This is a genomic window from Bittarella massiliensis (ex Durand et al. 2017) (assembly GCF_017566145.1).
Lineage (GTDB): Bacteria > Bacillota > Clostridia > Oscillospirales > Ruminococcaceae > Bittarella > Bittarella massiliensis_A.
Map to the genome: position 1 here is coordinate 167,210 of NZ_JABFCL010000002.1, position 23,460 is coordinate 190,669.

General features: G+C 65.6%; 17 protein-coding genes. 9 read left to right on the plus strand and 8 right to left on the minus strand.

Annotated features, from left to right (window positions below; translation table 11 throughout):
- The first annotated feature begins 8 nt into the window (after positions 1-8).
- The 4 genes from HJY11_RS03060 (at position 9) to HJY11_RS03075 (ending at position 3,665) form a co-directional block, all read left to right on the plus strand.
- Positions 9-1,088, plus strand: a complete 1,080-nt coding sequence (locus tag HJY11_RS03060) for a hypothetical protein (RefSeq protein ID WP_208074614.1) — start codon at positions 9-11, stop codon at positions 1,086-1,088.
- Entirely contained in the window at positions 1,085-1,912 is an 828-nt protein-coding gene (locus tag HJY11_RS03065; RefSeq protein WP_208074615.1) for a TPM domain-containing protein, read from the plus strand. Before HJY11_RS03060 ends, HJY11_RS03065 begins: the two co-directional genes overlap by 4 nt.
- A gap of 95 nt (positions 1,913-2,007) precedes the next feature.
- On the plus strand, positions 2,008-2,964 hold the full coding sequence (locus HJY11_RS03070; RefSeq protein ID WP_208074616.1) for a hypothetical protein: 957 nt from the start codon (positions 2,008-2,010) through the stop codon (positions 2,962-2,964).
- Positions 2,958-3,665: a hypothetical protein gene (locus HJY11_RS03075; protein WP_208074617.1), complete on the plus strand. Its 708-nt coding sequence runs from the start codon at positions 2,958-2,960 to the stop codon at positions 3,663-3,665. The genes HJY11_RS03070 and HJY11_RS03075 overlap by 7 nt, the downstream gene beginning before the upstream one ends.
- A 113-nt stretch (positions 3,666-3,778) precedes the next feature.
- Here HJY11_RS03075 and HJY11_RS03080 read toward each other — a convergent pair whose 3' ends face one another.
- The 3 genes from HJY11_RS03080 to ppdK form a co-directional block, all read right to left on the minus strand.
- Complete coding sequence (locus tag HJY11_RS03080; RefSeq protein ID WP_208074618.1) at positions 3,779-5,464, minus strand: hypothetical protein; 1,686 nt, start codon at positions 5,462-5,464, stop codon at positions 3,779-3,781.
- A 137-nt stretch (positions 5,465-5,601) separates the two neighbouring features.
- The gene (locus HJY11_RS03085) at positions 5,602-7,050 is read right to left on the minus strand and encodes a S41 family peptidase (RefSeq protein WP_208074619.1); all 1,449 of its coding nucleotides are present in this window, start codon (positions 7,048-7,050) and stop codon (positions 5,602-5,604) included.
- Positions 7,051-7,292: 242 nt separating this feature from the next.
- Positions 7,293-9,917, minus strand: a complete 2,625-nt coding sequence (gene ppdK / locus HJY11_RS03090) for a pyruvate, phosphate dikinase (RefSeq protein ID WP_208074620.1) — start codon at positions 9,915-9,917, stop codon at positions 7,293-7,295.
- A 427-nt stretch (positions 9,918-10,344) separates the two neighbouring features.
- Here ppdK and glmU point away from each other — a divergent pair, with 427 nt between their 5' ends.
- Together glmU and HJY11_RS03100 are read left to right on the plus strand one after the other, a co-directional pair.
- Positions 10,345-11,757, plus strand: coding sequence for a bifunctional UDP-N-acetylglucosamine diphosphorylase/glucosamine-1-phosphate N-acetyltransferase GlmU (gene glmU, locus HJY11_RS03095; protein ID WP_208074621.1), 1,413 nt, complete (start codon positions 10,345-10,347; stop codon positions 11,755-11,757).
- 71 nt (positions 11,758-11,828) lie between these two features.
- Complete coding sequence (locus HJY11_RS03100) at positions 11,829-12,785, plus strand: ribose-phosphate pyrophosphokinase (protein WP_208074622.1); 957 nt, start codon at positions 11,829-11,831, stop codon at positions 12,783-12,785.
- A gap of 437 nt (positions 12,786-13,222) precedes the next feature.
- Here HJY11_RS03100 and HJY11_RS03105 read toward each other — a convergent pair whose 3' ends face one another.
- The 3 genes from HJY11_RS03105 to HJY11_RS03115 all read right to left on the minus strand — a co-directional run bounded on the left by HJY11_RS03105 (position 13,223) and on the right by HJY11_RS03115 (position 15,531).
- On the minus strand, positions 13,223-13,705 hold the full coding sequence (locus HJY11_RS03105) for a PhzA/PhzB family protein (RefSeq protein ID WP_208074623.1): 483 nt from the start codon (positions 13,703-13,705) through the stop codon (positions 13,223-13,225).
- 12 nt (positions 13,706-13,717) lie between these two features.
- Complete coding sequence (locus tag HJY11_RS03110; protein WP_208074624.1) at positions 13,718-14,206, minus strand: PhzA/PhzB family protein; 489 nt, start codon at positions 14,204-14,206, stop codon at positions 13,718-13,720.
- A gap of 110 nt (positions 14,207-14,316) precedes the next feature.
- The gene (locus HJY11_RS03115) at positions 14,317-15,531 is read right to left on the minus strand and encodes an MFS transporter (RefSeq protein WP_208074625.1); all 1,215 of its coding nucleotides are present in this window, start codon (positions 15,529-15,531) and stop codon (positions 14,317-14,319) included.
- A 289-nt stretch (positions 15,532-15,820) separates the two neighbouring features.
- Here HJY11_RS03115 and HJY11_RS03120 point away from each other — a divergent pair, with 289 nt between their 5' ends.
- Both HJY11_RS03120 and HJY11_RS03125 read left to right on the plus strand, forming a co-directional pair.
- Positions 15,821-17,038, plus strand: coding sequence for an MFS transporter (locus tag HJY11_RS03120; RefSeq protein ID WP_208074626.1), 1,218 nt, complete (start codon positions 15,821-15,823; stop codon positions 17,036-17,038).
- Positions 17,039-17,209: 171 nt separating this feature from the next.
- Positions 17,210-18,916, plus strand: coding sequence for a bifunctional diguanylate cyclase/phosphodiesterase (locus HJY11_RS03125; protein ID WP_208074627.1), 1,707 nt, complete (start codon positions 17,210-17,212; stop codon positions 18,914-18,916).
- A 115-nt stretch (positions 18,917-19,031) separates the two neighbouring features.
- Here the strand turns inward: HJY11_RS03125 and HJY11_RS03130 are convergent, their stop codons facing one another.
- Positions 19,032-20,837, minus strand: coding sequence for an ABC transporter ATP-binding protein (locus HJY11_RS03130; RefSeq protein ID WP_368041531.1), 1,806 nt, complete (start codon positions 20,835-20,837; stop codon positions 19,032-19,034).
- Complete coding sequence (locus tag HJY11_RS03135; RefSeq protein ID WP_208074628.1) at positions 20,834-22,546, minus strand: ABC transporter ATP-binding protein; 1,713 nt, start codon at positions 22,544-22,546, stop codon at positions 20,834-20,836. Before HJY11_RS03135 ends, HJY11_RS03130 begins: the two co-directional genes overlap by 4 nt.
- Positions 22,547-22,864: 318 nt before the next feature.
- Between HJY11_RS03135 and pth the strand changes: the two genes are divergently transcribed.
- Positions 22,865-23,449, plus strand: a complete 585-nt coding sequence (pth, locus tag HJY11_RS03140; protein WP_208074629.1) for an aminoacyl-tRNA hydrolase — start codon at positions 22,865-22,867, stop codon at positions 23,447-23,449.
- Positions 23,450-23,460: the final 11 nt, after the last annotated feature.

Here is a 23,460-nt window from a genome sequence, read left to right on the forward strand (position 1 = left end):
GACACGCCATGCCAGAGACCCAGACCACCCTCACCTACGACTGCCCCCGCTGCGGCGCCGCCCTCTCGTTTAACAGCGACAGCCAGAAGTGGGACTGCGCCTTCTGCAATGGCTCCTTCACCGCCGAGGAGATGGAGGAGATCCTGCGGCAGCAGCAGGCCGCCCAGGTTGACGACCCACTGGAAAACTGCGAGGGCGCAGGGGAGGACCACGCCGAAGAGGTCACCGTCTACACCTGCCCCAGCTGCGGCGCCCAAATCCTCACCGACCAAAATACCACCGCCACCTTCTGCGTCTTCTGCCACAACCCCGCCGTCATCGCCGGCCGGTTGGAGGGGGCGTTTCGCCCGGCCTACGTGCTCCCCTTTGTCCTCAAAAAGGAACACGCCCTCCAGGCGCTGGAAAAGCTGTGCAAAAAAAAGCCGCTGCTGCCCCGGGACTTCACCTCCACCCGCCACATCGAAAAGCTCAGCGGCCTCTACGCCCCCTTCTGGCTCTTTGACTGCCAGGTGGACGCCTCCCTCTCGGCCCGGGCCGAGCGGATCACCAGCTGGAGCGACTCGAGCTACCGCTACACCAAGACAGACGTCTACCAGATCGAGCGGGCGGGGGCGATCTCCTTCAACCACCTGCCGGCCGACGGCTCCAAGGGGCTGGACGACAGCATGATGCAGGCGCTGGAACCCTTCAATTTCGGCCAGATCAAGCCCTTCTCCATGGCATACCTCTCCGGCTACCTGGCCGAGCGCTACGACGAGAGCGCCCGCGACCTGGCCGCCCGGGTCCACCAGCGCATCGAGAACACCAGCCGAATGCTGCTGCGGGACACGGTGGCCGGCTACACCAACGTCAGCCCGGGCAACTGCTCGGTGTTGGTGCGAAGCGAGCGGGCCGACTACGCCATGCTGCCGGTCTGGGTCCTCAACACCAAGTACAAGGGGGAGACCTACCACCTGGCCATGAACGGCCAAACCGGCAAGATGGTGGGCCGCCTGCCCATGAGCAAAGGGCGGCTGGCCGCCTGGTTTGGCGGGGTGAGCGGCATCCTCTTTGCCGTGTCGATGTTGATCGGAGGGCTGCTCAAATGAAAAAACACGCAAATGGGAACCGAAACAGGGGGTGGGCCGCCCTGGCTTTGGCCGCCCTCCTGCTCTGCGCCGCCCCCCTCTGCGCCCTGGCGGGCACCGCCACCGGCAGCCTGACCAAGGTGTTTGACCAGGCGGGTCTCTTTACCCAACAGGAGCGGGATACCCTCACCAAAAAGGCCACCGAGACCGCCACCACCTACCACATGGACATCGCTGTGGTCACCACCGACGACGCCGGGGGCAAGTCGGCCATGGCCTATGCCGACGACTTCTACGACTACAACGGCATCGGCTGCGGGGAGGAAAACGACGGCCTGTTGCTGCTCATCGACATGGACAACCGCAAGGTCTGGATCACCACCACCGGCGGGGCCATCGACCTCTTTACCGACGAGCACATCGACACCCTCCTGGACGACGAGGTCATGCCCCACATGGAAAAGGGCGACTACTACGGCGCCGCCCAGGCATTCCTCGACCGCGCCTCCCGCTACATCAAGTACGGCGGGGGAGAGGGGCCCTTCCTCGGCCATCCCCTCCTCTACACCGCCATCGCCCTGGGCGGCTCTCTCCTGGTGGGGGGGATCGTGGCGGGCTGTCTGGCGGGCAGCCACAACAAGCTGCCAAACCCCGCCCAGTTGGCCCGGGCCTACACCGGCACCAACGGGGTGCGCCTCTCCCGCCGGGAGGACAACTTCGTCACCACCCACACCTCCCGCACCGCCATCCCCAAGAGTTCCAGCAGCGGCGGTGGGGGCGGCGGCTCCTCCACCCACTCGGGCTCCAGCGGGGTGTCCCACGGGGGCGGCGGCCGCAGCTTCTAAAGGAGCAGGCCTCTCAAAGCCGCGATCTGTAGCGGGGCACGGCCCTCCGCCGCCAGCAGATCGGGCCCCTTGAGGGAAAAGAGGGGAGAGATACCGTGAGAGAGTTGAAAAAGCGAAGCTGTCCCAGCTGCGGGGCGCCGTTGACCCCCATGCCGGGCGGCGGGGGATACACCTGCCCCTTTTGCGACACCGTCCTCCACTGGGAGGAGACGGAGTCCTCCGCCCAGGACTCCAAAAAACAGCCGCCCGCGACCTTTGTCCCGCCCAAGCCAGCGGTGGACCCCCGCAGGGACTGGCTGTCCGATTTTGAGAGGGCAGATGTGGGGGTCACCGTCTTTCCCCCCACCGATCCCCTGCGGGTGAGCAAGAAGGTCCCCTGCACCCTCCCCAGGGAGGCGGCGGCCCAGGCCGTTTGCGACTACTGCAAGCGGATCAAGGGCTCCCCCCTCTGGACACACCGGCCCCAGGGCCCCCTCGCCCACCTGGAGCAAGTCTGGCTTCCGGTCTGGTGCGCCGATGCCACCGCCGCGGGGGCCATTGCCGCCGTCTCTCCCACCGGCCTTAGCGCCGAGATTCACCGGGGAGAGCTGACCCTCTTGGGCAAGCAGTTCGCCGACTTGCAGGGAATTGAAGAGCGGCTGCTCTGGCAGCGGCTCGCCCCCTTTCCCCTCGACCGGGCAAAGGAGGGGGACCCGGTCAGAGTGGAGCGCTGTCCTCCCGACCTGAAGCGGTCGGCCCTCCTCGCCGGCAGCGAGGCGAAGGACCGGCTGTACAGCGCCCTCTTCCAGAAAAACCACTGCAGAGAGGGGCAAACGGTGCAGTACAAAGCATCCCTCCTCAGCTGCAGCGCCGACTGCGTCCTCTACCCCATCTGGAAGTGCAGCCTGCCCGGCGGGGGAAAGGGCAGCGTCGTCTGGGTGGACGGGGTCAGTGGCAGAGCCGCCGGCTCGGTTCAAGCGGGCTTCTTTTCCAGCATGCTCGCCCCCACCCCCTGGGTGGCGGGACTGATCGCCGGCGGGCTGGCGGCCTTTTTGGGGGTGCTGATATGGTAAGGACCCGCTGGAAGCGGCTGGCCGCCCTATTGGCCTGCTGCCTCATCCCCCTTGCGGGGATCGGCGCTTCGGCGCTCGGCGCCGATCCCTGGGAAAACACCAAAGGGGGCGCCCATGTGTTCGATTCAGCCCAGTGCCTGGAGGATCCCTCGGCGCTGGAGGATCGCTGCGCCGACCTGTTTGACAACTTCGAGTTCGACCTGGTAGTCATCAGCCAACATGAAAACAGCTCCTACGCCCGCTCCGACTTGAACAGCCGCCTGGAGCGGGTGCTGCAGCAGCGTTACGGGTACAAGTCCTACAATCGCGTCGATGCCGCGGTGATGTTTATCAATGCCAGGGGAAACACCTGTGAACTGGGCGTCTGGGGCCAGCTTGATTCGTTTTCCCCCAGCGGCGAAACAGCGTCTACCTACGACGAGTTGGCCTCCGCAATGCTCGACGATCTGACGTCCCAACTGCAATTGGCGAGCGATAGGGGCCAATACCATCCCGTTTCGTGGCGTCACCGCCGCCACACCCTCCACAGCGTCCTCTTCGGCGCAGCGGTCTTTGTCGCCACCGTCTGTCTGCTGGCCCGCCGCCGGCAGAAGGAGCAAGATGCCGAGCTTAGGCAGAGCGCCTCCTACACGGTGCGCCCCCTGGTGGGGGGCGAGCTGCTCTACCGCTCCACTGGGCACAGCAGCAAGGGAAAAGGGTGATTTTCTCACGCGCCTTTTACCACCTGTCGCGATCTGCCCTGCCGCCCAAAAAGCGCACCCCCTGCGAACTTTGCAGGGGGTGCGCTTTTTGGGACAGCTGTTTGCAGAAGGACCTACTGCGCTCTCCTGCGCAGTGTCAGAACCGCCGCCCCGCCCAACAGGGCCAGGGCCGCCATCCCCATGATCCCGGTGTCGCCGGTGTTGGGGGGATCCCCCCGGCCGTGATCGGGCGCGGACGGGAAAACCTGCTCGGGAACAGAGGGCTTTTCAGAGGAGCTGCCGTCAAAGTTGACGATGACGTAGTAGCTGAGGTGCTCGGTGTAAAAGGAGAGGGTCCCGTCTTCGTTGTAGGCGCTCTCCAGCAGGGTAAAGGTGCCGTCCTCTTCCAGCCGGTAGACGCCCAGCAGGCCGTCAAACCCCTCGGGGACAGGCAGAGTCACCACAATGGCGCCGTCCGGCTGAACGGTCTGCTCGCCGTCCAGCAGGCAGATGTTCAGCAGTTGAAACTGATCCGACACGGTGTTGACCGAGGCCTTGACCGCATCGTAGAGTTCGCCCTCCGTCAGTTCGTCGGCAACCACAGAGCAGCCGGCGGGGATGGGACCGGTGGCGGAGACGCCGCTGTCGGGGTCGGCCACGGTGGTGATAGGGGTCTCTTTGGTCACCTCGATCTCGACGATTGTTTCGGCGGTGTAGGGATTGCTGTAACAGTGGCAATATTCGGGGATGCTCTGGGGCAGAATGGTGGCGTACTGAACTTTTAGCTTGACGGTTCCCAGCCCGGTGAAGGCCCAGGTTTCGCTGCTCGAGAGGGTGTTGCTGTAGTCCCCATTCGAGCGGGTCACCAACTCAGCCCCCTCGAGGATTTCCACCTTGGGCGCAAAGGCGAGGGGGTGGCTGCCGGGGATGTCGTCAGAGCTGTACGCTTCCTTTTTCTTGGCATCCTCCACCTTTTCACTGGTAAGAGCAGTGTTTTTTAAAGCGGTATGCAGCTCTAAAGTGCTTCCCACCTTGATTTTTGCAGGGGCGTTGGACTCAATGACCGGCTCCTCTACCGTTACAGGATAGGGGTTGCCCAAATTGGCCCCGCTAGGGGTTTTGGCCTGGAAAACAGCTGTTCCCGGACGCAGAGTGCGGGTAAGCGACTCAAGGATATAGGAGGTGTGCCCTCTTCCACCGCAGCCGCCCCAATCGTGGTGGTAGGAGAATATTCCGGTTTGGGCAATATCATCTGCATTGTATTCGTAAAACTGGTAGGCGTAGGGTGTGTTTTTGACCGAGGCGATTTCAAACAGGTGCTTGCTATTCAAGTCCGGGACCAGAGACTGTCCCAGCTTTAGGCGGCTGGGAATGGTGTATTCCACAGTCGGCTCCCCCGTCGGCGCGGTCACATTGAGCCCGGTTTTTTCATACACCTTTTCGGTGGCAAGCCCCTTGTCGGCGACGATCCGAAAGTAGGAGTCTGCCCCCGCCGCCGCAAAGTCGATGGTGACGGTCTCCTCCAGGCGGTATCTCCCCCCGGCAGAGAGGGTTTGGTCCCGCGCGGTGAGGGTGATGTTGCCAGAACTCTCAAGGACGGGCCGCTCCGAAATTTCCTGGCTGTCCTCGATGGCAACGGTGACCGTCACCCGGTCCCCCACCCAAAAGCCGTCGGTCGGGCCGTCTGGCTCAGGGCCGTCCAGGTCCCCCGAAGTGATCGTCACCGTCCGACTGCCCGAGGCGGCCCAGGCCGTGGGAACAGCCGCCGAAAGCACCAGCGAGACCGACAGCAGCGCTGCCAGCCATCTTCCCTTTTTCATCTCTCGCTTCCTCCAATCCTGCCGATCGACAGTTATAGTGCTTTCATTATAGGCCCCTTTTTGGGAGCAAACAATCCGTTTGGAGGAAGATTGGGTAATTCGACAAAATCCGACACTTTTTTTGTGCGCTTCTGCTGTTACCCCTGCGTAGCCTCCACCGCCTGCCTGAGGGGTGCGTCCCATTCGCTCTGCTGGGTGTACCACCGCAGCGTCACCGCCTGGGTGAGGGCGCGGCAGAGGGCGCTGTCGATCGTCTCCCCTGCGGGCAGCCCCGCGTCGGCCCGAAAGGCCCGCACCGCATCGGCGGAACCCGGGGCGTAATAGCTGTCCTGCCGGGCCACCGGGTATCCCAAAAAGGCCAGGTAGGTCTGCACCGGTCCGGCCGCCTCCCCCACCTGGTCGGGGGCGATGGCCTCCCCCTCCGCCATCTGCGGGGCAGGGGTGTCCAGGGCGCTGGACTGCGATACCTCCAAGTCGGGCTCGATCCCCTGGCCGTTGACCCACCCGCCGCCGGGAGTCAGCCAGCGGTAACGGGTGTACTTGAGGCCGCTCCCATCGCCAAAGAGGAGGGTGGACTGCACCGTCCCCTTGCCGTAGGTGGTGCTTCCCACCACCGTCGCCCCCAGCTGTTCCTTCAGGGCGGCGGTGAGGATTTCGGAGGCGCTGGCCGTATCCCCGTCCACCAGCACGGCAATTTTTTCAAAGGAGCGGCGCTCGGTCTCCTGGTCGGCGGTGATCTCCCACACCTTGCCGGCCTTGTTCTCCTCCTTGTAGACCACCGCTCCCTCGGGCAGAAAGTAGCTGGCCACCTCCACCGCGGCGTCCACATAGCCGCCGCCGTTGCCCCGCAGGTCGATGACCAGTTGGGTGCAGCCGGCCTCCTGCAGCTGGGTCAACACCTCGCCGGTGCGCGCCCCCAGGGTGCTGGTGAAGGAGCGGATGGTCAGCACCCCCACCCCGTCCACCACCCGCCCGCTGGCGGAGTTGTCCACCTTGCGCCGCTCCAGGGTGTATTCGGTCTCCACCCCGCCCCGCACGGCGCTCACCCGCACGGCGGTGCCCGCCTCCCCGGCGATCTCTGCCGCCGGGTCCTCCAGCTGGGAGAAGGGGACGCCGTCCACCGCCACCAGCAGGTCCCCGGGCAGAATGCCCGCCTCGGCAGCTGGCGAGCCATCCACCACCTGCACCACCAAAAAGCCGCTGTCCGCCTGCTGGTAGACCACGCCGATCCCCACCGACTCCCCGGCCAAACTCTGTTCGCTCTGGCTGCGCAGGGCGGGGGGCAGGTAGCCGGTGTGGCTGTCCAGCTCGCTCTGGGCCATCCCCGCCAGGGCCTGGTCGGTCAGCCGGCCGGGCAGTCCCTCCACCTCGCCGCCGAAATACCACCGGTCCCGCAGGGCCCGGTAGCTGGCGGCGAGTTTGCGGTACCCCTGTGCGCCAAAGGGGGAGCAGAGGCCCAGGGACCCCTCCAGCGCCACCCCTCCGCCAAAGGCGAGGAGGAGGGCGAGGGAGAGGGCGGCGATCCGCTTCCAGGGGATGGGTCGCCGCCCAGAGCGGCGGGACTTTTGATTGCGGGGTGAAAACATGGCAAGCATCCTTTCCGATGGGTGGGCTGGGCCGGTTCCCCACCGGCCCGCAATGAGTAAATAGTATACCGCTTTTTTGTGACAGACAGATGAACGGCCGGCCCCGCCGAGAGCAGTTCTGCCGGTCCCCCGCCTTGCAAAAACCTCTTCCCGCCGCCCTCCCGCCCCGCCCAAAAGGGCAAAAGAGAGCCCCGCCGGGCGCTTTCGCGCCTCGACGGGGCTCTCATCAGCTCAAAAAAGCCTTATTTGTCTTTCAGAGCGGCCTGCGCAGCGGCCAACCGGGCGATGGGCACCCGGAAGGGGGAGCAGGAGACGTAGTCCAGGCCAACGCGGTGGCAGAACTCGACCGAAGTCGGGTCGCCGCCGTGCTCGCCGCAGATGCCCAGGTGGATGTCGGGTCTGGTCTGGCGGCCCAGTTTGGCGGCCATCTCAACCAGCTTGCCAACACCCTTCTGGTCCAGGTGGGCGAAGGGATCGGACTCGTAGATCTTGTTGTCGTAGTAGTAATCGAGGAACTTCCCGGCGTCGTCGCGGCTGAACCCAAAGGTCATCTGGGTCAGGTCGTTGGTGCCGAAGCTGAAGAACTCGGCCTCGGTGGCGATCTCGTCGGCGGTCAGGGCCGCGCGGGGGATCTCGATCATGGTGCCGACTTCGTACTTCAGGTCGATGCCGGCCTCGGCGATCAGCTTGTCGGCGGTGGCGACCACCACGTCCTTGACAAACTTCAGCTCTTTGACTTCACCCACCAGCGGGATCATGATCTGGGGCTTCACGGAGAAGTTGCCCTTCTTGGTCACGTTGATGGCGGCCTTGATGACAGCGGTGGTCTGCATCTCGGCGATCTCCGGGTAGGAGACGGCCAGACGGCAGCCGCGGTGGCCCATCATCGGGTTGAACTCGTGCAGGGAGGCGATGACCTCTTTGAGCTTGGCGACGGTGATGCCCAGCTCGTCGGCGATCTCCTTGATGTCCTCTTCCTTGGTGGGGAGGAACTCGTGCAGCGGCGGGTCGAGGAAGCGGATGGTGACCGGGTCGCCCTCCATGGCCTCGTACAGGGCCTCAAAGTCGCCCTGCTGATAGGGCTCGATCTTGGCCAGGGCCTTTTTGCGGTCCTCGGTGTTCTCGGCCACGATCATCTCCCGCATGGCTTTGATGCGGCTCTCCTCAAAGAACATGTGCTCGGTGCGGCACAGGCCAATGCCCTGGGCGCCGAACGAACGGCCCTGTTTGGCGTCGCGGGGGGTGTCGGCGTTGGTCAGAACCTTCAGCTTGCGCACCTTGTCGGCCCAGCCCATGAACCGGCCGAAGTCGCCGGAGATGGCGGCGGGGCTGGTGGGGATGGCGCCGTAGTAGATGTTGCCGGTGGAACCGTCGATGGAGAGGAAGTCGCCCTCGTGCAGGGTCTTGCCGCCCAGGGAGAACTCTTTGGCCTCTTCGTCGATGACGATCTCGCCGCAGCCGGAGACACAGCAGGTGCCCATGCCGCGGGCCACAACGGCCGCGTGGGAGGTCATGCCGCCGCGCACGGTCAGGATGCCCTCGGCCACGTTCATCCCCTCGATGTCCTCAGGGGAGGTCTCGCGGCGCACCAGAACGATCTTCTCGCCCTTCTCGGCCCACTCCTTGGCGTCCTCGGCGGTGAAGACCACCTTGCCGCAGGCAGCGCCGGGGGAGGCGGCCAGGCCCTTGCCGATGCACTCGGCCTTCTTCATCTCGTCGGCGTTGAACTGGGGGTGCAGCAGGGAATCCAGCTGTTTGGGCTCAACGCGCAAAACGGCCTCGTCCTCGGTGATCATCCCCTCGTCCACCAGGTCGACGGCGATCTTCAGAGCGGCGGCGGCGGTGCGCTTGCCGTTTCTGGTCTGCAGCATGAACAGCTGCCCGTTTTCAATGGTGAACTCCATGTCCTGCATGTCGCGGTAGTGCTGCTCCAACCGGTTGGCGATCTCGGCGAACTGGTTGTAGACCTCGGGCATGTCCTCCTGCAGGTGGGAGATGGGGAAGGGGGTGCGCACGCCGGCCACCACGTCCTCGCCCTGGGCGTTGATCAGGTACTCGCCGAAGAGGGCCTTCTCGCCGGTGGCGGGGTTGCGGGTGAAGGCCACGCCGGTGCCGGAGTTGTCGCCCGAGTTGCCAAAGACCATCATCTGCACGTTGACGGCGGTGCCCCAGTCGTAGGGGATCTCGTTCATGCGGCGGTAGACGTTGGCGCGGGGGTTGTCCCAAGAGCGGAACACGGCCTTGACGGCCTCCATCAGCTGCACCTTCGGGTCAGAGGGGAAGTCGGTGCCCTTTTTCTCTTTGTAGAAAGCCTTGAAGCGGACCACCAGGTCCTTCATGTCGTCGGCGTCCAGCTCCACGTCCTGGGTCACGCCGCGCTCTTCCTTCTTGGCATCGATGATCTTTTCGAACTCGGGTTTGGGCAGCTCCATCACCACGTCGGAGAACATCTGGATGAACCGGCGATAGGAGTCGTAGGCAAACCGGGGGTTGTTGGTGAACTTGGCAAAGCCCTCCACCACCTCGTCGTTGAGGCCCAGGTTGAGGATGGTGTCCATCATGCCGGGCATAGAGGCGCGGGCGCCGGAGCGAACCGACACCAGCAGCGGGTTTTCGGGGTCGCCGAACCGTTTGCCCACCAGCTTCTCAAACGCGGCCAGATTCTCGAAGATCTCATTCTGAATGTCCTCGTTGATCTGCTTGCCGTCCTCGTAGTACTTGGTGCAGGCCTCGGTGGTAACGGTGAAGCCCTGGGGAACCGGCATGCCGAGGTTGGTCATCTCGGCCAGGTTGGCGCCTTTGCCGCCCAACAGCTCCCGCATGGTTCCGTTGCCTTCGGAAAACTTGTACACGTATTTCGTGCTCACGGGTATCTACCTCCTGTTTTTTGTAAACAGATTTGGACACCACAAAGACTATGCGCGCTCCCCCACGCCGGAAAGAGCCCACATAGTCCTCTCATCCCCAATCTGTTCAGACGCACCGTCTATGCGCCCATTATAGCAAATAGAGATTGTATTTGCTATACCCAATTTGCTTTTTTTGCGTTTTATTGGTGATTTTCAATAGATTTTCCCCGGAGCCGGAAAAAGGGCTTGCAAAAGGGGCGGGAAGTTGTAATAATTATATAAAGAACAGTGCGCCAATTCGTCAAAAAGACCCCGCTTCCCCCTGGGAAAAGGGGCTTTCTTGCGCCTGGAGAGCGCTGTGCAAAAACGAGGTGGCTTATATGCCGGGGCGGGGCCGCGCGCCCTCTCCCCATGCCGAACACAACTGGAAACAGGAGGCAAGTACATGGAAGCAGCCATCAACGCCGTCGTCCTGGCGGCGGGCGAGGGGACCCGCATGCGCTCGCGCAAACCCAAGGTGCTCTGCGAGGTCCTCTTTAAGCCGATGATCTCCTGGGTGACCGACGCGCTGGAGCGCGCGGGCATCGAGGACATCTGTGTCGTGGTGGGCCACGGCAGCGAAGAGGTGTGCCAGGTCCTGGGGGATCGGTTTGCCGTCGCCATGCAGACCAAGCGGTTGGGAACGGGTCATGCCGTGCTGCAGGGGGAGGCGTTCCTCAACTCCCACCGGGACGGACATACCCTTATTTTATGCGGCGACGCCCCCTTTGTCGACGAGGACACCATCCGCCGCTCGCTGGAGAGCCATCTCCAGTCGGGCAACGCCGTCACCGTCATCACCGCCGAGCTCGACGACCCCACCGGCTACGGCCGCATCGTCAAGGACGGCGGGCAGATCGCCAAGATCGTCGAGCAGAAGGACGCCACCGAGGCCGAGCGGGCCATCCGCGAGGTCAACTCCGGCGCCTACTGGTTTGAGACCGCTGCCCTGCTGGAGGTGCTCCACCAGCTGCAAAACAACAACTCCCAGGGCGAGTACTACCTGACCGACACCGTCTCCCTCCTGCTGCGCGCCGGCAGGGGCGCCGGCACCTACACCGCCCAGAGCGAGGACGTGGTGCTGGGGGCCAACGACCGCCTCTCCCTCTACAAACTGGGGGAGATCGCCCGCCGCCGGGTGATCGAAAAGCAGATGCGCCAGGGGGTCGAGTTCGTCACCCTCGACGGCATCGTCCTCTCCCCCGACTGCGAGATCGGGGCGGACACCACCATCCTCCCGGGCACCATCATCAAGGGGCACACTGTGGTGGGTTGCGGCTGCACCATCGGCCCCAACTCCCTGCTGGCCAACGCGGTGGTGGGCGACGGCACCGTGCTCAACGCCTCCCAGGTGGCCGATTCGCAGATCGGCTCCGGGGTGCGGATGGGGCCCTTCGTCCAGGTGCGCCCCGGCTCCCGGGTGGAAGACGGCGCCAAGGTGGGCAACTTCGTCGAGATCAAAAACTCCACCGTGGGGGAGGGCACCAGCGTCGCCCACCTCACCTATGTGGGGGACAGCGATGTGGGATCAGGGGTCAACTTCGGCTGCGGCTGCGTCACCGTCAACTACGACGGCAGCCAGAAATACCGCACCGTCATCGGCGACAACGCCTTCATCGGCTGCAACACCAACCTGGTGGCCCCGGTCACCGTGGGGGAGGGGGCCTACACCGCCGCCGGCTCCACCATCACCGAGGACGTGCCCGCCGGCGCTCTGGCCATCGAGCGCGGGTACCAAAAGACCATCGAGAACTGGGCCGGCAAAAAGCTGGCCGGCCGGATCGCCAAGGCCAAAAAGAAAAAAGAAGAGGAACGGTAGCGCCGCAGGGTGCAAAATGCTGCCGTCGCACCGGTGCGGGGCAGCCAGATAAATAGGGGAGTAAAAAAGCTATGAACGTACACGGCAAGGACATTAAGATTTTTTCCGCCAACTCCAACAAGAAGGTGGCCGAGGAGATCGCCGAATACCTGGGCCTGCCTCTGGGCAAATCGGACGTGGGGATGTTCTCCGACGGGGAGATTTCGGTCTCCATCCACGAGACCGTCCGCGGCTCCGACGTCTTCGTGGTCCAGTCCACCTGCGCGCCGGTCAACCGGCACCTGATGGAGCTGCTCATCATGATCGACGCCTTCAAGCGCGCCTCGGCCGGCCGCATCACCGCCGTCATCCCGTATTACGGCTATGCCCGCCAGGACCGCAAGAGCAAGGCCCGCGACCCCATCTCCGCCAAGCTGGTGGCCGACTTGATCACCGCCGCCGGGGCCGACCGGGTCCTGACCATGGACCTGCACGCCGCCCAGCTCACCGGCTTCTTCGACATCCCGGTGGACCACCTGCTGGGCGTCCCCCTGCTGGAGCCCTACTACGAGAAGAAGTTCGCCGGCAGGAAGGAGAACCTGGTGGTGGTCTCCCCCGACCTGGGGTCGGTCACCCGGGTGCGCTCCTTTGCCCAAAAGCTTGACGTGCCCATCGCCATCGTCGACAAGCGCCGCCAGAAGGCCAATGTGTCCGAGGTGATGAACATCATCGGCGACGTGAAGGACAAGACCGTCATCCTCGCCGACGACATGATCGACACCGCCGGCACCCTCTGCAACGCCGCCAAGGCCCTCATGGGCAAGGGCGCCAAAGAGGTCTACGCCTGCGCCACCCACGCGGTCCTCTCCGGCCCCGCCATCGAGCGGCTCAAAGAGGCCCCCATCAAAGAGCTGGTCTTCCTCGACACCATCCCCATCCCCCCCGAGAAGATGCTCGACAAGTTCCGCATCCTCCCGGTGGCCCCCGTCTTTGCCGAGGCCATTGCCCGCATCTACTCCGACAAATCGGTCTCCACCCTCTTCGTCTGATCCCCGCCCGCAAAATTTAGGCGGGGCGGCCATTTGGCCGCCCCGCTTTTTCTTTTTCCCCCGCCTGTGCTATGATGGGGAAAACCGCCGCAACAGGGGGATGAGAAAGATGTATCTGCACCTCGGCCGGGTCGCGTTCGCCATGACCGACCACTGCACCGGCCGCTGTGTCCACTGCGCCCAGGGGGAGGCGTCCGACCACCCGCCCGGCCATCTGCCCTACGCCCTCTGTGAGGGGGTGCTCACCCGGCTGGCGCAGCGCTTCCCTCTGCGCCTTCGCCATCGGCGACCTGTGCCCTCGGCAACACCGCCAGCCAGCGCTTTCACCGCCGCGCCGGCTTCCGGGAGGTGGGGAAGATCATCTGCTTCCTCAAAGAGCTCTAGACCCCGGCCAAAAGAGAGGGGGGCCGTCCTGTGGGACGGCCCCCCTCTTGGGTTCAGTAGGGCATCTGGTACCCCAACTTGAGCAGTTCGTTGATTGGGTTCATAAACTCGGTGTAGTGCAAAATCTTCCCGTCCTTGCAGATGAAGCGGTGCAGCGAGTGCTCCGAGTGCTGGCTGGAGGCCCGCTCCTCGGTCCCCTGCTTGAGGGAGGTGCCGGCCCCGTCGGCCTCCACAAAGATGATGTTGGGGTCGCCGGTCAGCCGCACCACCAGGTTTTGAAAGGACCAGTCGGGGAAGTCCCGCACGTAGGACTCGTTGGTCTGGCGGATGCAGCGGATGCCCCGGTTGACGACCGGCTCCTGTTGGGCGGCAAAACCCAGCGTCAGGGTGGTCTCGTCCGAGGGCTCAAAGAGTTTCCAGCGCTCCAGCCGGTCCTCCCCGGCGGCGGTCATGTAGCCGATGACCGCCTGCAGGTTTTTCTGCCGCAGGGCGTCGTCGGCCGGGTCGTAGGGCCTGCAAACAAAAGTGGTCTCCATGGCGCGTCCCCCTTACTCTTCCCCGCCGGGGCCGGGGAGGGCAAAGCCCATCTCCACCAGCTCCCTGGCGGGATTGTCGTACCACAGGTAGTCTTTCACCCGTCCGTCCTCCATCACAAAGGTGTGGATGACGTGGCCGCCGTGGGGGTAGTCCCCCAGGTCGTCCCGGTGGCCGGTGCCGTACAGGTCGGTCTCGGCGATCAGGTAGTTGGGGTCGGCGCAAACCAGGATGCGGGCGGCTTCCCACGCCTGGACGGGGTAGTCGGCGGCCATCTGCGCCAGGAAACGGGCCACCGCTTCCCGCCCCCGGGCAACGTCTGGGCTGCCCTCCTTGGTGAAAGCCCGCCCGCAGGAGATTTCCTCCCCCGGGGCAAAGAGCTCCAGCCGCCGGGGACTGTCCGCCCCCGTCAGCCGCAAAAAGGCCTCTGCCGCCGCGGCGTTTTTCTGGCGCAGGGCGTCGTCCGCCGGGTCAAAGGGGCGCACCGCAATGTCGGTTGCCATGGTCATTCCTCCTTGTCGCCTGTCTGCCGGCGGCCCCGCTGGCCCCCGGTCGCTGGCACCAGTATAGCCCCCCCGGCGCCAAAACACAAGGCGGGGGCGCAAAAGCCGGGTCAGCCGCCCTTTTTGGCCGGGGCGCGCCCCAGGGCCAGCCAGGCCACCGCGCCGCCCAGGGCAGTGATCCCCACCCCGAACAGCAGCATGGCGGGGATGCCCGCCCGGTCGATGAGCCAGCCCCCCAGCAGCGAGCCGAAGACCCCGCCCAGGGTGTTGGTCACCGCCAGCATGGCCTGCCCCTTTACCCGGTCGGCCTCGGCGATGACGGCGTTGGCGTAGTGGACGGCCGCCGGGGTGAAGAGGGCGAAGCCCCCCACCTGAAAGACCTGGCTCAAGTAGACGCCCCCCGGGTCGCGGGCCAAAAACAGCAGCGCCGCCTTGACCAGGAAGAACCCCAGGGAGATCTTCAGCAGGGTCTCGCAGCGGACCCTGCGAACCAGCCGGGAGAAGAGGGCCATGGTGGGCAGTTCCAGGGCCGAGGCCACCGTGAGGGCGGTCCCGAAGTCGGCACTCTGCCCCCCGGCGTGCACCACGATCTGCATCAGAAAGTTGTTGAGCATGGTGTGAAAGACAAAGACGCCGCAGGCCCCCGCCAGAAAGAGGGCGAAGCGGGGGTTTCGCCGGAAGAACCCCAGCAGGGAGGAGGGGCGAGCCCCCTCTCCCCCCTCGTCGGCCGTGGCCGCGGGGGCGCCTGCTAGCCCCTTGGCGCGGAAGGTCAGGGCCAGCAGGGCGATGAGGAGGTAGAGCAGCACAAACCCCACCGGCAGCACCTCGGCCCCCCACCGCTCCAGCAGCAGCCCCAGAGAAAACGAGACCGCCGCATAGCAGAGGGAGCCGATCCCCCGCGCCAGGCCAAAGTCGATGGGCAGCCCCCACCTCTCGTAGACAAACCCCAGGGCGTTGATCAGGGGCTGAACGGTGAGCATGGCGGTGGCCACCAGGCAGAAGAGGACGGCCGTCAGCCAAAAGGAGCGGGGGATCAGCAGCAGCACCCCCGAGAGGGCGGCGGCCGCAAAGGCGATGGCGGCGGTGATCTGCCGCAGGGAGAACCGGCGCGCCCGGTCGGCCAGGGCGGCGGCCGCGGGCTGGAGCAGCGCCCCGAACACGTTGGAGAGGGCCAGCACCACCCCGATCTGGGTGTTGTCAAAATCGCGGGAGAGCAAAAAGGCCGAGGCAAAACTCATGACGGCGCAGAAGACCATCCAGTAAGCGCCCTGTAAACCGGCGTACTGGGCGGTCATCCGCCGGGAGAGCGAGGGGTTTGACTGCAAGGGCTCATCTCCTTTTTGGGCAGGTTCCGCCGGGGGACAAAAAGGGCCAAAACGGTCCAAAAGCGGCCAAAATCTGCCGATCTCTGCCCATTTTAGCACGATTTCGGAGCGAACGCCATCCCGCGTTTTTCCCGCCAGTGGGCCGCCTTTGGCAAACTGCCGGAATTTATCCCCCTTTCTTCTGTGCTTTTGCCGGTATCGCCCGCAAGGCGGCTGTGTTACAATGCAGCTATCGGCCACCGGCAGACCCTGTGCGTGGCTGGCGGACAAAAGAGAGGGGACGATGTGTTTGCACAGACAGAACAAGCGCCCGCCCGGCCGGGCCGCAGCCACCATGGCGGTCTTTTTTTTCGGGCTGTTGGCGGTCAACTACGCCCAGTACCAACTCTCCCCCCTGGGGCCGGAGATCACCGCCGCCCTGGGGCTTGACGCCGCCCAGTTTTCCAGCGCCTTCTCGGCGCCGATGATCCCGGCCTTCCTCCTCTCCTTTTTCGCCGGGGCCCTCTCCGACCGCTGGGGGGTGCGCCGGGTGGCGGGGGTGGGGCTGGCTGTCAGCGCCCTGGGCACCGCCCTGCGCCCCCTCTGCGGCAGCTACCTGGGGCTGATGGGGAGCATGGTGCTGCTGGGGGTGGGAATGGCCTTTTTGAACGCCAACACCGCCAAGGTGGTGGGGAATTGGTACCCCCCGCAGCGGGCGGGAACGGTGGCGGGGGCGGTGCTCACCTCCTCCCCGGTGGGGATGACCGCGGCCCTGGCCACCACCGCTCTGCTGCCCAGCGCCAAGGCGGCCTATTGGCTGGCCTTTGCCGTCTGCGGGGCGGCCGCCCTGCTCTGGCTGCTGCTGATGCGCGAGCGGCCGGCGGGCGCGCCGAATGCGCCCGCCGAAGAGGGGGCCGCGCTCCCCTCGGCCAAGGAGAGCCTGGCGGCGGCTGCCCGCAGCCGCTCGGTCTGGCTGGCGGGGGGCTGTATGGCCTGCCTGATGGGGGCCTGCATCCTCCTCAACGCCTTTTTGCCCAGCGCCCTGCAACAGGTGCGGGGGATGGCGGCGTCCGCCGCCGGAGTGGCCTCTTCGGCGGTGACCGTCGGCAACATCTTCGGGGCGCTGCTGGGGCCGGTCTTGCTGCAAAAGACCGGCAGCCTCAAGGGCTGCCTGGTGGGGGCCGGCGCGGTCTTTGGCCTGGGGGCGGCCTTTGGCTGGCTGTTGCCCCAGGGCCTTGTCATGGGGGCGGCCCTCTTTGTCACCGGGGTGGCTCTGGGGATGTTTTTCCCCCTGCTGCTCTCGCTGCCCGCCACCCTGCCCGAGATCGGGCCCCGCTGTGCCGGGGCGGCGGGGGGGATCATCGCCACCCTGCAGATGCTGGGGGGCTTTCTCCTGCCCACCTATCTGGTGGCGCCCCTGGCGGGGGGCAGCTACCCGGTGCTCTTTGGGGCCGCCGGCGGGCTGATGGCGCTGCTCTGCCTGCTGGCCCTGGCCTTCCCCCGCGCGCCCCGGGGCGAAGTTGGTTGAGGGGGCTTTGTAAAAACGGCTTTTATGGAATGGCAAGAGGGCAATTGCCCGGCGGTGCCGTTGCGTGATATAATACAGCTGACAGGGCGGATATGCTCTGTAAAAAGAAATTAAAAAAGCCTTTCACCCCCGCCTGAAAGGACGCCAGAATCCCTGGCGAGGAGGCCGCCTATGGAAACTCCGCACACAAGCCCCAGCGCGATCCAGTCCTTCCCCATTGACGCGCAGGTGCTTTACAGGGCGATTGTCAACAGCACGGAGGACTATATCTACATTGTGGATATGGCCGCCGATCTCGCCCTCGTCTCCGAAAATATGGCGCGGGATTTTGCGCTGCCGGGGCGGCTGGTGCCAGGATTGGTGCCCCTCTGGGGGGAGTTCGTTCACCCCCGGGATCAAAAGCGCTACATTGACTCCATCGAGGAGATGCTGGCGGGCCGCACCGACGAGCACAATGTGGAGTACCAGGTCCAAAACCGCCGGGGCGAATATGTCTGGGTGGTCTGCCGGGGCCTGCTCAACCGGGATGAGACGGGCCGGCCGGTCACCTTTGCCGGGGTGGTGGCCCCCATCGCCAACAAGGGGAAGATCGACCCCACCACCGGCCTCTTCACCCAGGGCGAGTGCCGCAAGCGCGTCGAGCGCCTGCTGGAGAGGGAGGAGGAGCCGGGGGGTATCCTGCTGCTGGGGCTGGACGACTTCAAGCGGATCAACAACCTGAAAAACCACATCTTTGGCGATTCGGTGCTGCGCCAGACCGCCCAGGATCTGCAGCGGCTCCTCCCCCCGCGGGCGGAGGCCTTTCGCTTTGACGGGGACGAGTTCGCCGTCCTCTACCCAGGGGCCTCGCCGGAGGAGATGGAGCGGCTCTACCGGACCATCCACCTCTGCACCAACCGGGAGCAGGAGGTGGACGGCACCCCCTATTTCTGCACCATCTCCGGCGGCACCGCCCAGATCGGCCGGGACGCGGACAACTACCTGGACCTGCTCAAATACGCCGAGAGCGCCCTCGAGGCATCAAAGAATAGCGGCAAAAACCGCTGCACCGCCTTTACCCCCGATTTGTTGAACCTGCGCATCCGCAAGATGGAGCTGACCAGCTGCCTGCAGCAGAGCGTCCGCAGCGGGATGGAGCACTTTTCGCTGGCCTACCAGCCCTTGGTTCGCTTTGAAGAGGGCGGCGGCTTGCGGCTCGCCGGCGCCGAGGCCCTGCTGCGCTGGTCCTGCGATCCCTTTGGCCCGGTGCCGCCGGTGGAGTTTATCCCCCTGCTGGAATCCAGCGGCCTCATCATCCAGCTGGGGCGGTGGGTGCTGGAGGAGGCGGTGGCCACCTGCAAGCGCTGGCTGGACTTCTGCCCCGACTTTGTCATGAACGTCAACGTCTCCTACCTGCAGCTGGCGGACAAGTCCTTTGTCCCCTTTGTGTTGGAGTTGCTCGGGCGGTATGAGCTGGCCCCCCGGCACCTGGTGCTGGAACTGACCGAGAGCCGTTTTGTCACCGACATGCCCGCCCTGCGGGAGGCCTTTCAGGGGCTGCGGGGCGCCCACATCCAAATCGCCATGGACGATTTTGGGACGGGCTATTCCTCCCTGGGGATGCTCACCCAGATGCCGGCGGACATTGTGAAGATCGACCGGCTCTTCATCTCCCTCATCAACGACCGGACGCACGAGTTCAACCGCGCCTTCATCGCCGCGGTGATCCAGCTCTGCCACAGTGTTGGCATCTCGGTCTGTGTCGAGGGGGTGGAGCAGCTCGACGAGTTAAAGACGGTGCAGACGCTGAAGGTCGACAGCGTGCAGGGGTACTACGTGTCCCGCCCCATTGGCAGAGAGGCCTTTGAGGAGAAGTACTGGCCGGTCATGGCGCGGTGAGGCGCAGCCGAAGGGGGAGGAGCGCCCCCGGGTTGCGAGGGCAAGGGCTGGAATAGGGCAAAGAGGGAGGGGAGTCGTTTTGACTCCCCTCCCTCTTTGTGTGCCGATGGCCCCCTCACTGAAACTGGGCCCAGTAGAGTTCGGCGTAGGCCCCGCCCTTTTTCAGCAGGGAGGCGTGGTCGCCCTGCTCCACCACCCGGCCGTCCTTCACCACCAGGATGACGTCGGCGTTTTGGATGGTGGAGAGCCGGTGGGCGATGACAAAACAGGTGCGCCCCTCCATCAGCCGGCGCATGGCCCCCTGAATGCGGCGCTCGGTGCGGGTGTCCACGTTGGAGGTGGCCTCGTCCAGAATGAGCATGTTGGAGTGCAGGAGCATGGCCCGGGCGATGGTCAGCATCTGCTTTTGACCCCGGGAGATGGCCGCCTCGTCCCCGGTGAGGGGGGTGTCGTAGCCCTGCGGCAGCTGGGAGATGAAGCGGTGGATGTGGGCGGCCTTGGCGGCGGCCTCGATCTCCTCCCGGGTGGCGTCGGGGCGGGCGTAGGCGATGTTTTCGGCAATGGTGCCGGAGAAGAGCCAGGTGTCCTGCAGCACCAGGGTATAGCAGCGGCGCAGGCTGTCGCGGGTGATGCGGCGGGTCTCCCGTCCATCCAGGCGGATCTCGCCAGACTGGGGGTCGTAAAAGCGCATCAGCAGGTTGATGACGGTGGTCTTCCCCGCGCCGGTGGGGCCGACGATGGCCACCAGGCTGCCCGGCGGCGCCCGCAGGCTGAAGTCCTTGAGGACGGGGGCGGCCGGGTCGTAGCCAAAGCTCACCCGGTCCAGTTCCACCTCGCCCCGCACCGCCCCGGCGGGCAGGGCGTCGGTGGCGTCGGCGGGTTCGGGCGGCTCGTCGATGAGGCGAAAGACCCGCTCGGCGGCGGCAAAGGCCGACTGCAGGTCGCTGGCGATGTTGGCGATCTCGTTGATGGGGCCGGAGAACTTGCGGGAGTAGAGGACAAAGGAGGAGAGGTTGCCCAGGGTGATCTTGTCGAAGAGGAAGAGGGCGGCCCCCAGCACGCTGACCAGGGTGAGGGAGAGGTTGTTGATGAAGTTGACCGAGGGGCCGGTCATGGTGCCGTAGTAGTCGGCGGCGTACTGGGCGTCCAGGGAGCGCTTGTCCTGGGCGTCAAAGCGGGCGGTCACCGCCTCCTCCCCCGAGTAGGCCTTGATGGTGCGCAGCCCTGAGACCGCCTCCTCCGACAGGCCTCCCAGGGCCCCCAGCTCGGCCGAGCGGCGGGAGAAAAGGGGGCGCACCTTGCGGGTCATGTAGCGGGTCCAGAGGACGGAGAGGGGCACCGTGACGGCAAAGACCGCCAGCAGCGCCGGGGAGATGGCCAGCATCATCCCAAAGGAGCCCACCACCGTGATGGCGCTGGTCCCGATCTGCAACAGGTCGCTGGAGAGGGAGGTGTTGACCGTGTCGATGTCGTAGGAGATGCGGCTGACGATGTCCCCGGTCTGGTGGCTGTCGAAATAGCACACCGGCAGGTCCATCAGGTGGGAGAAGAGGTCCCCCCGCATCTGCCGCACCACCCGCTGGCTCAAGCGGATCATCAGCAGCGAGAGGAGGTAGCCCAGCAGGGCCGAGAGAAGGTAGAAGGCCAGCATCCACCCGGCGTAGAAAAAGACCCGGGGAAAGTCCACCTGGCCGGGGGCGGTGCCGATGGCGTCGATGGCGAGGCCGGAGAGCATCGGCCCCAGCAGGGCCAGGAGGTTGCTGCCCAGGGCGAGGGCCGCCGCGGCCACCAACATCCAGCGGTGGCGGCAGAGGTAGCCCCAGAGCCGCCGCAGGGTGTAGCGGGTGTCCCGGGGCCGCTCCTGCCCGCGGGAGGGGCGGCGCTGGCCGCCGGGGGTCTGCATGTTGTAAGAGCCCTTCACTGCGCCGCCCCCTCTCCCATCTGCAGGGCGTAGAGTTCCCGGTAGGGCGGGCAGCTCTCCAGCAGTTCGCTGTGGCTGCCGCAGCCCAGCAGCCGCCCCTCGTCGAGCACCAGGATTTGGTCGGCCCCCATCACCGAGCTGACCCGCTGGGCCACCACCACGCAGGTGGCGTCGGCGCAGTGTTCCCGCACCGCCTGGCGCAGCCGGGCGTCGGTCTGGTAGTCCAGGGCGGAGGAGGCGTCGTCGAGGATGAGGATGTCGGGGTCGCCGGCCAGGGCTCTGGCCACCAGCAGCCGCTGCCGCTGTCCGCCGGAGAGGTCGGTCCCCCTGGCGGCCAGGGGGTGGGCAAAGCCCCCCTCCAGCCCGGCGACAAAGTCGGCCTGGGCCCAGCCGGCAGCCGCCGCGGCCCGGCCGGGGGCGATGCCCCGGTCAAAGTCGATGTTTTCGGCGACGGTGCGGCCAAAGAGGAGGTCGTTTTGAAAGACCACCCCAAAGCGATTGCGAAGCTCCTTTAAAGGGATGGCGCGGATGTCCCGCCCGTCGAGGCGGATGACCCCCTTGTCGGGGGTGTAAAAGCGCAGCATCAGGTTGCAGAGGGTGCTCTTGCCGCTGCCGGTGGCGCCGATGATCCCCAGGGTCTGCCCCGGCTCCACCGCAAAGGAGATGTCCTCCACCGCCGGCTCCCCCCCACCGTAGGAGAAGGTGACCCCCTCAAAGGAGAGGCGGGCCTGCCCCCGGTCGGGCGTGGCGGCGAGGGTTTCGGGTTCGCCCTCGGCGGCCAGCACCTCCTGGATGCGGGCGGCGGAGGCCGCGCCCTTGGAGTACATGACAAAGACCCGGGTGATGGAGAGCATGGCGCCCAGGATGATGGTGAAATAGGAGAGGAAGGCGAGGATGGCGCCGGGCTGGGTGAGGCCGCTGTCGACCCGGAAAGCGCCCACCAAAATGACCCCGGTGAGCCCGGCGCCCAGGAAGAAGTCGATGGCCGGGTTGGAGAGGGCCATGGTGGTGGAGGCGGCGGTCTCCCGCCGGGAGACCGCCCGGTTGACCCCGTCGAAGCGGGCCTTCTCCCCCTCGGTGCGGGAGAGGGCTTTGATGATGCGAATGCCGGTGACGTCCTCGCGGACGGTGCGCACCAGGGTGTCCACCGAGCGCTGCATGGCGGAGAAGAGGCCCACCCCCTTGCGGGAGACGAAGAAGACCACCAGGGCGATCAGCGGCAGCACCGAGAGGAGCACCAGGGTCAAAACCGGCTCCAGCGTCAGGGTGACCGCCACGCCCCCCAGCAGGAGGATGGGGGCCCTGATCCCCACCCGCTGCATCATGTTGAGCATCTGGTGGACGTTGTAGGTGTCGGTGGTGAGCCGCGCCTCCAGCGAGGGGACGGTGAAATGGTCGATCTGCCGGCAGGAGAGGCGGGCGGTCTTGGAGAAGAGGTCGTGGCGGATGCGCTCGCTGGTGTCCCGGGCGATGCGGGCGGCCGAGCGGTTGGCGGCGATGTTGCCCACCACCGCCAGCACCGAGCACAGAAACATCACCCCGCCCCAGAGGGCGATCTGGGCGAGGGAGCGGCGGGGGACCACCGTGTCGATGACAAAGGCCAGTATCCAGGGGAGGAACAGGTCCATGACGGTGCCGAGAAACTTGATGGTGATCCCCCAGGCCATCTTTTTGGCGCTGGGGCGCAGATAGGAGAGGACGGTTCGCAAGGGAGGGCCCCCTTTCTTGTTTGGGCGTATGGCGTTCCCCAACAGAATACCACAAGGCGGCGGGGGAGGACAATCTGTGAAACAGAGAAAAAGTCCCCTTTTCCCTGTGGCAAGTGTCGAAGCGGGCCGAAGGGAGGAAAACCGCACCGGAGGTGTTGAACCGGGCGGCCCGATGGGCTATAATGAAAGGCGCTTGCAGTGCGCGGGCGGCAGTTTGAGCGGGGCGGTGGCTGACACCGGTCCGCCCCGGCCTGTTGCGCCCATTTTGCAAAAAAAGGGGGACGGGCCCGATCCCGCTCCCAGACCAGGAGAGAGAAGATGCTGTTTTCCAAACCCAATATCGACCTCTGCGTGGTGGGGCTGGGCAACCCCGGCAAGAAGTACGAGCGCACCCGCCACAACGTGGGCTTTGTGCTCGTCGACGAGATCGCCCGGGAACTGGGGGTGTCGGTCAGCCGGCTCAAGCACCAGGGGACCTGCGGGCAGGGGCTCGTCGACGGCAAAAAGGTGCTGTTTGTCAAGCCCCAGACCTTTATGAACCGCTCGGGCCTCTGCGTGCACGAGGTGGCCAGCTACTACCGCCTCCCCCCCGAGCGGGTGCTGGTGATCTGCGACGACGTCTCCCTGGACGTGGGGCGGATGCGCATCCGCCGCAAGGGCTCCCACGGGGGGCACAACGGCCTGCGGGACATCGCCTTTTCGCTGGACAGCGAGAACTACCCCCGCATCAAGATCGGGGTGGGGAAGAAGCCCCATCCCGACTACGACCTGGCCGACTGGGTGCTGGGCGCCCTCTCCCCCAAGGAGTGGGAGACGGTGCGGGAGCTGGCCGGCCCCTGCCTGGACACCCTGCGGCTGCTGCTGGAGGACAACCTGAACGAGGCCATGAACCGCTACAACTAGAGCGGCCCCCG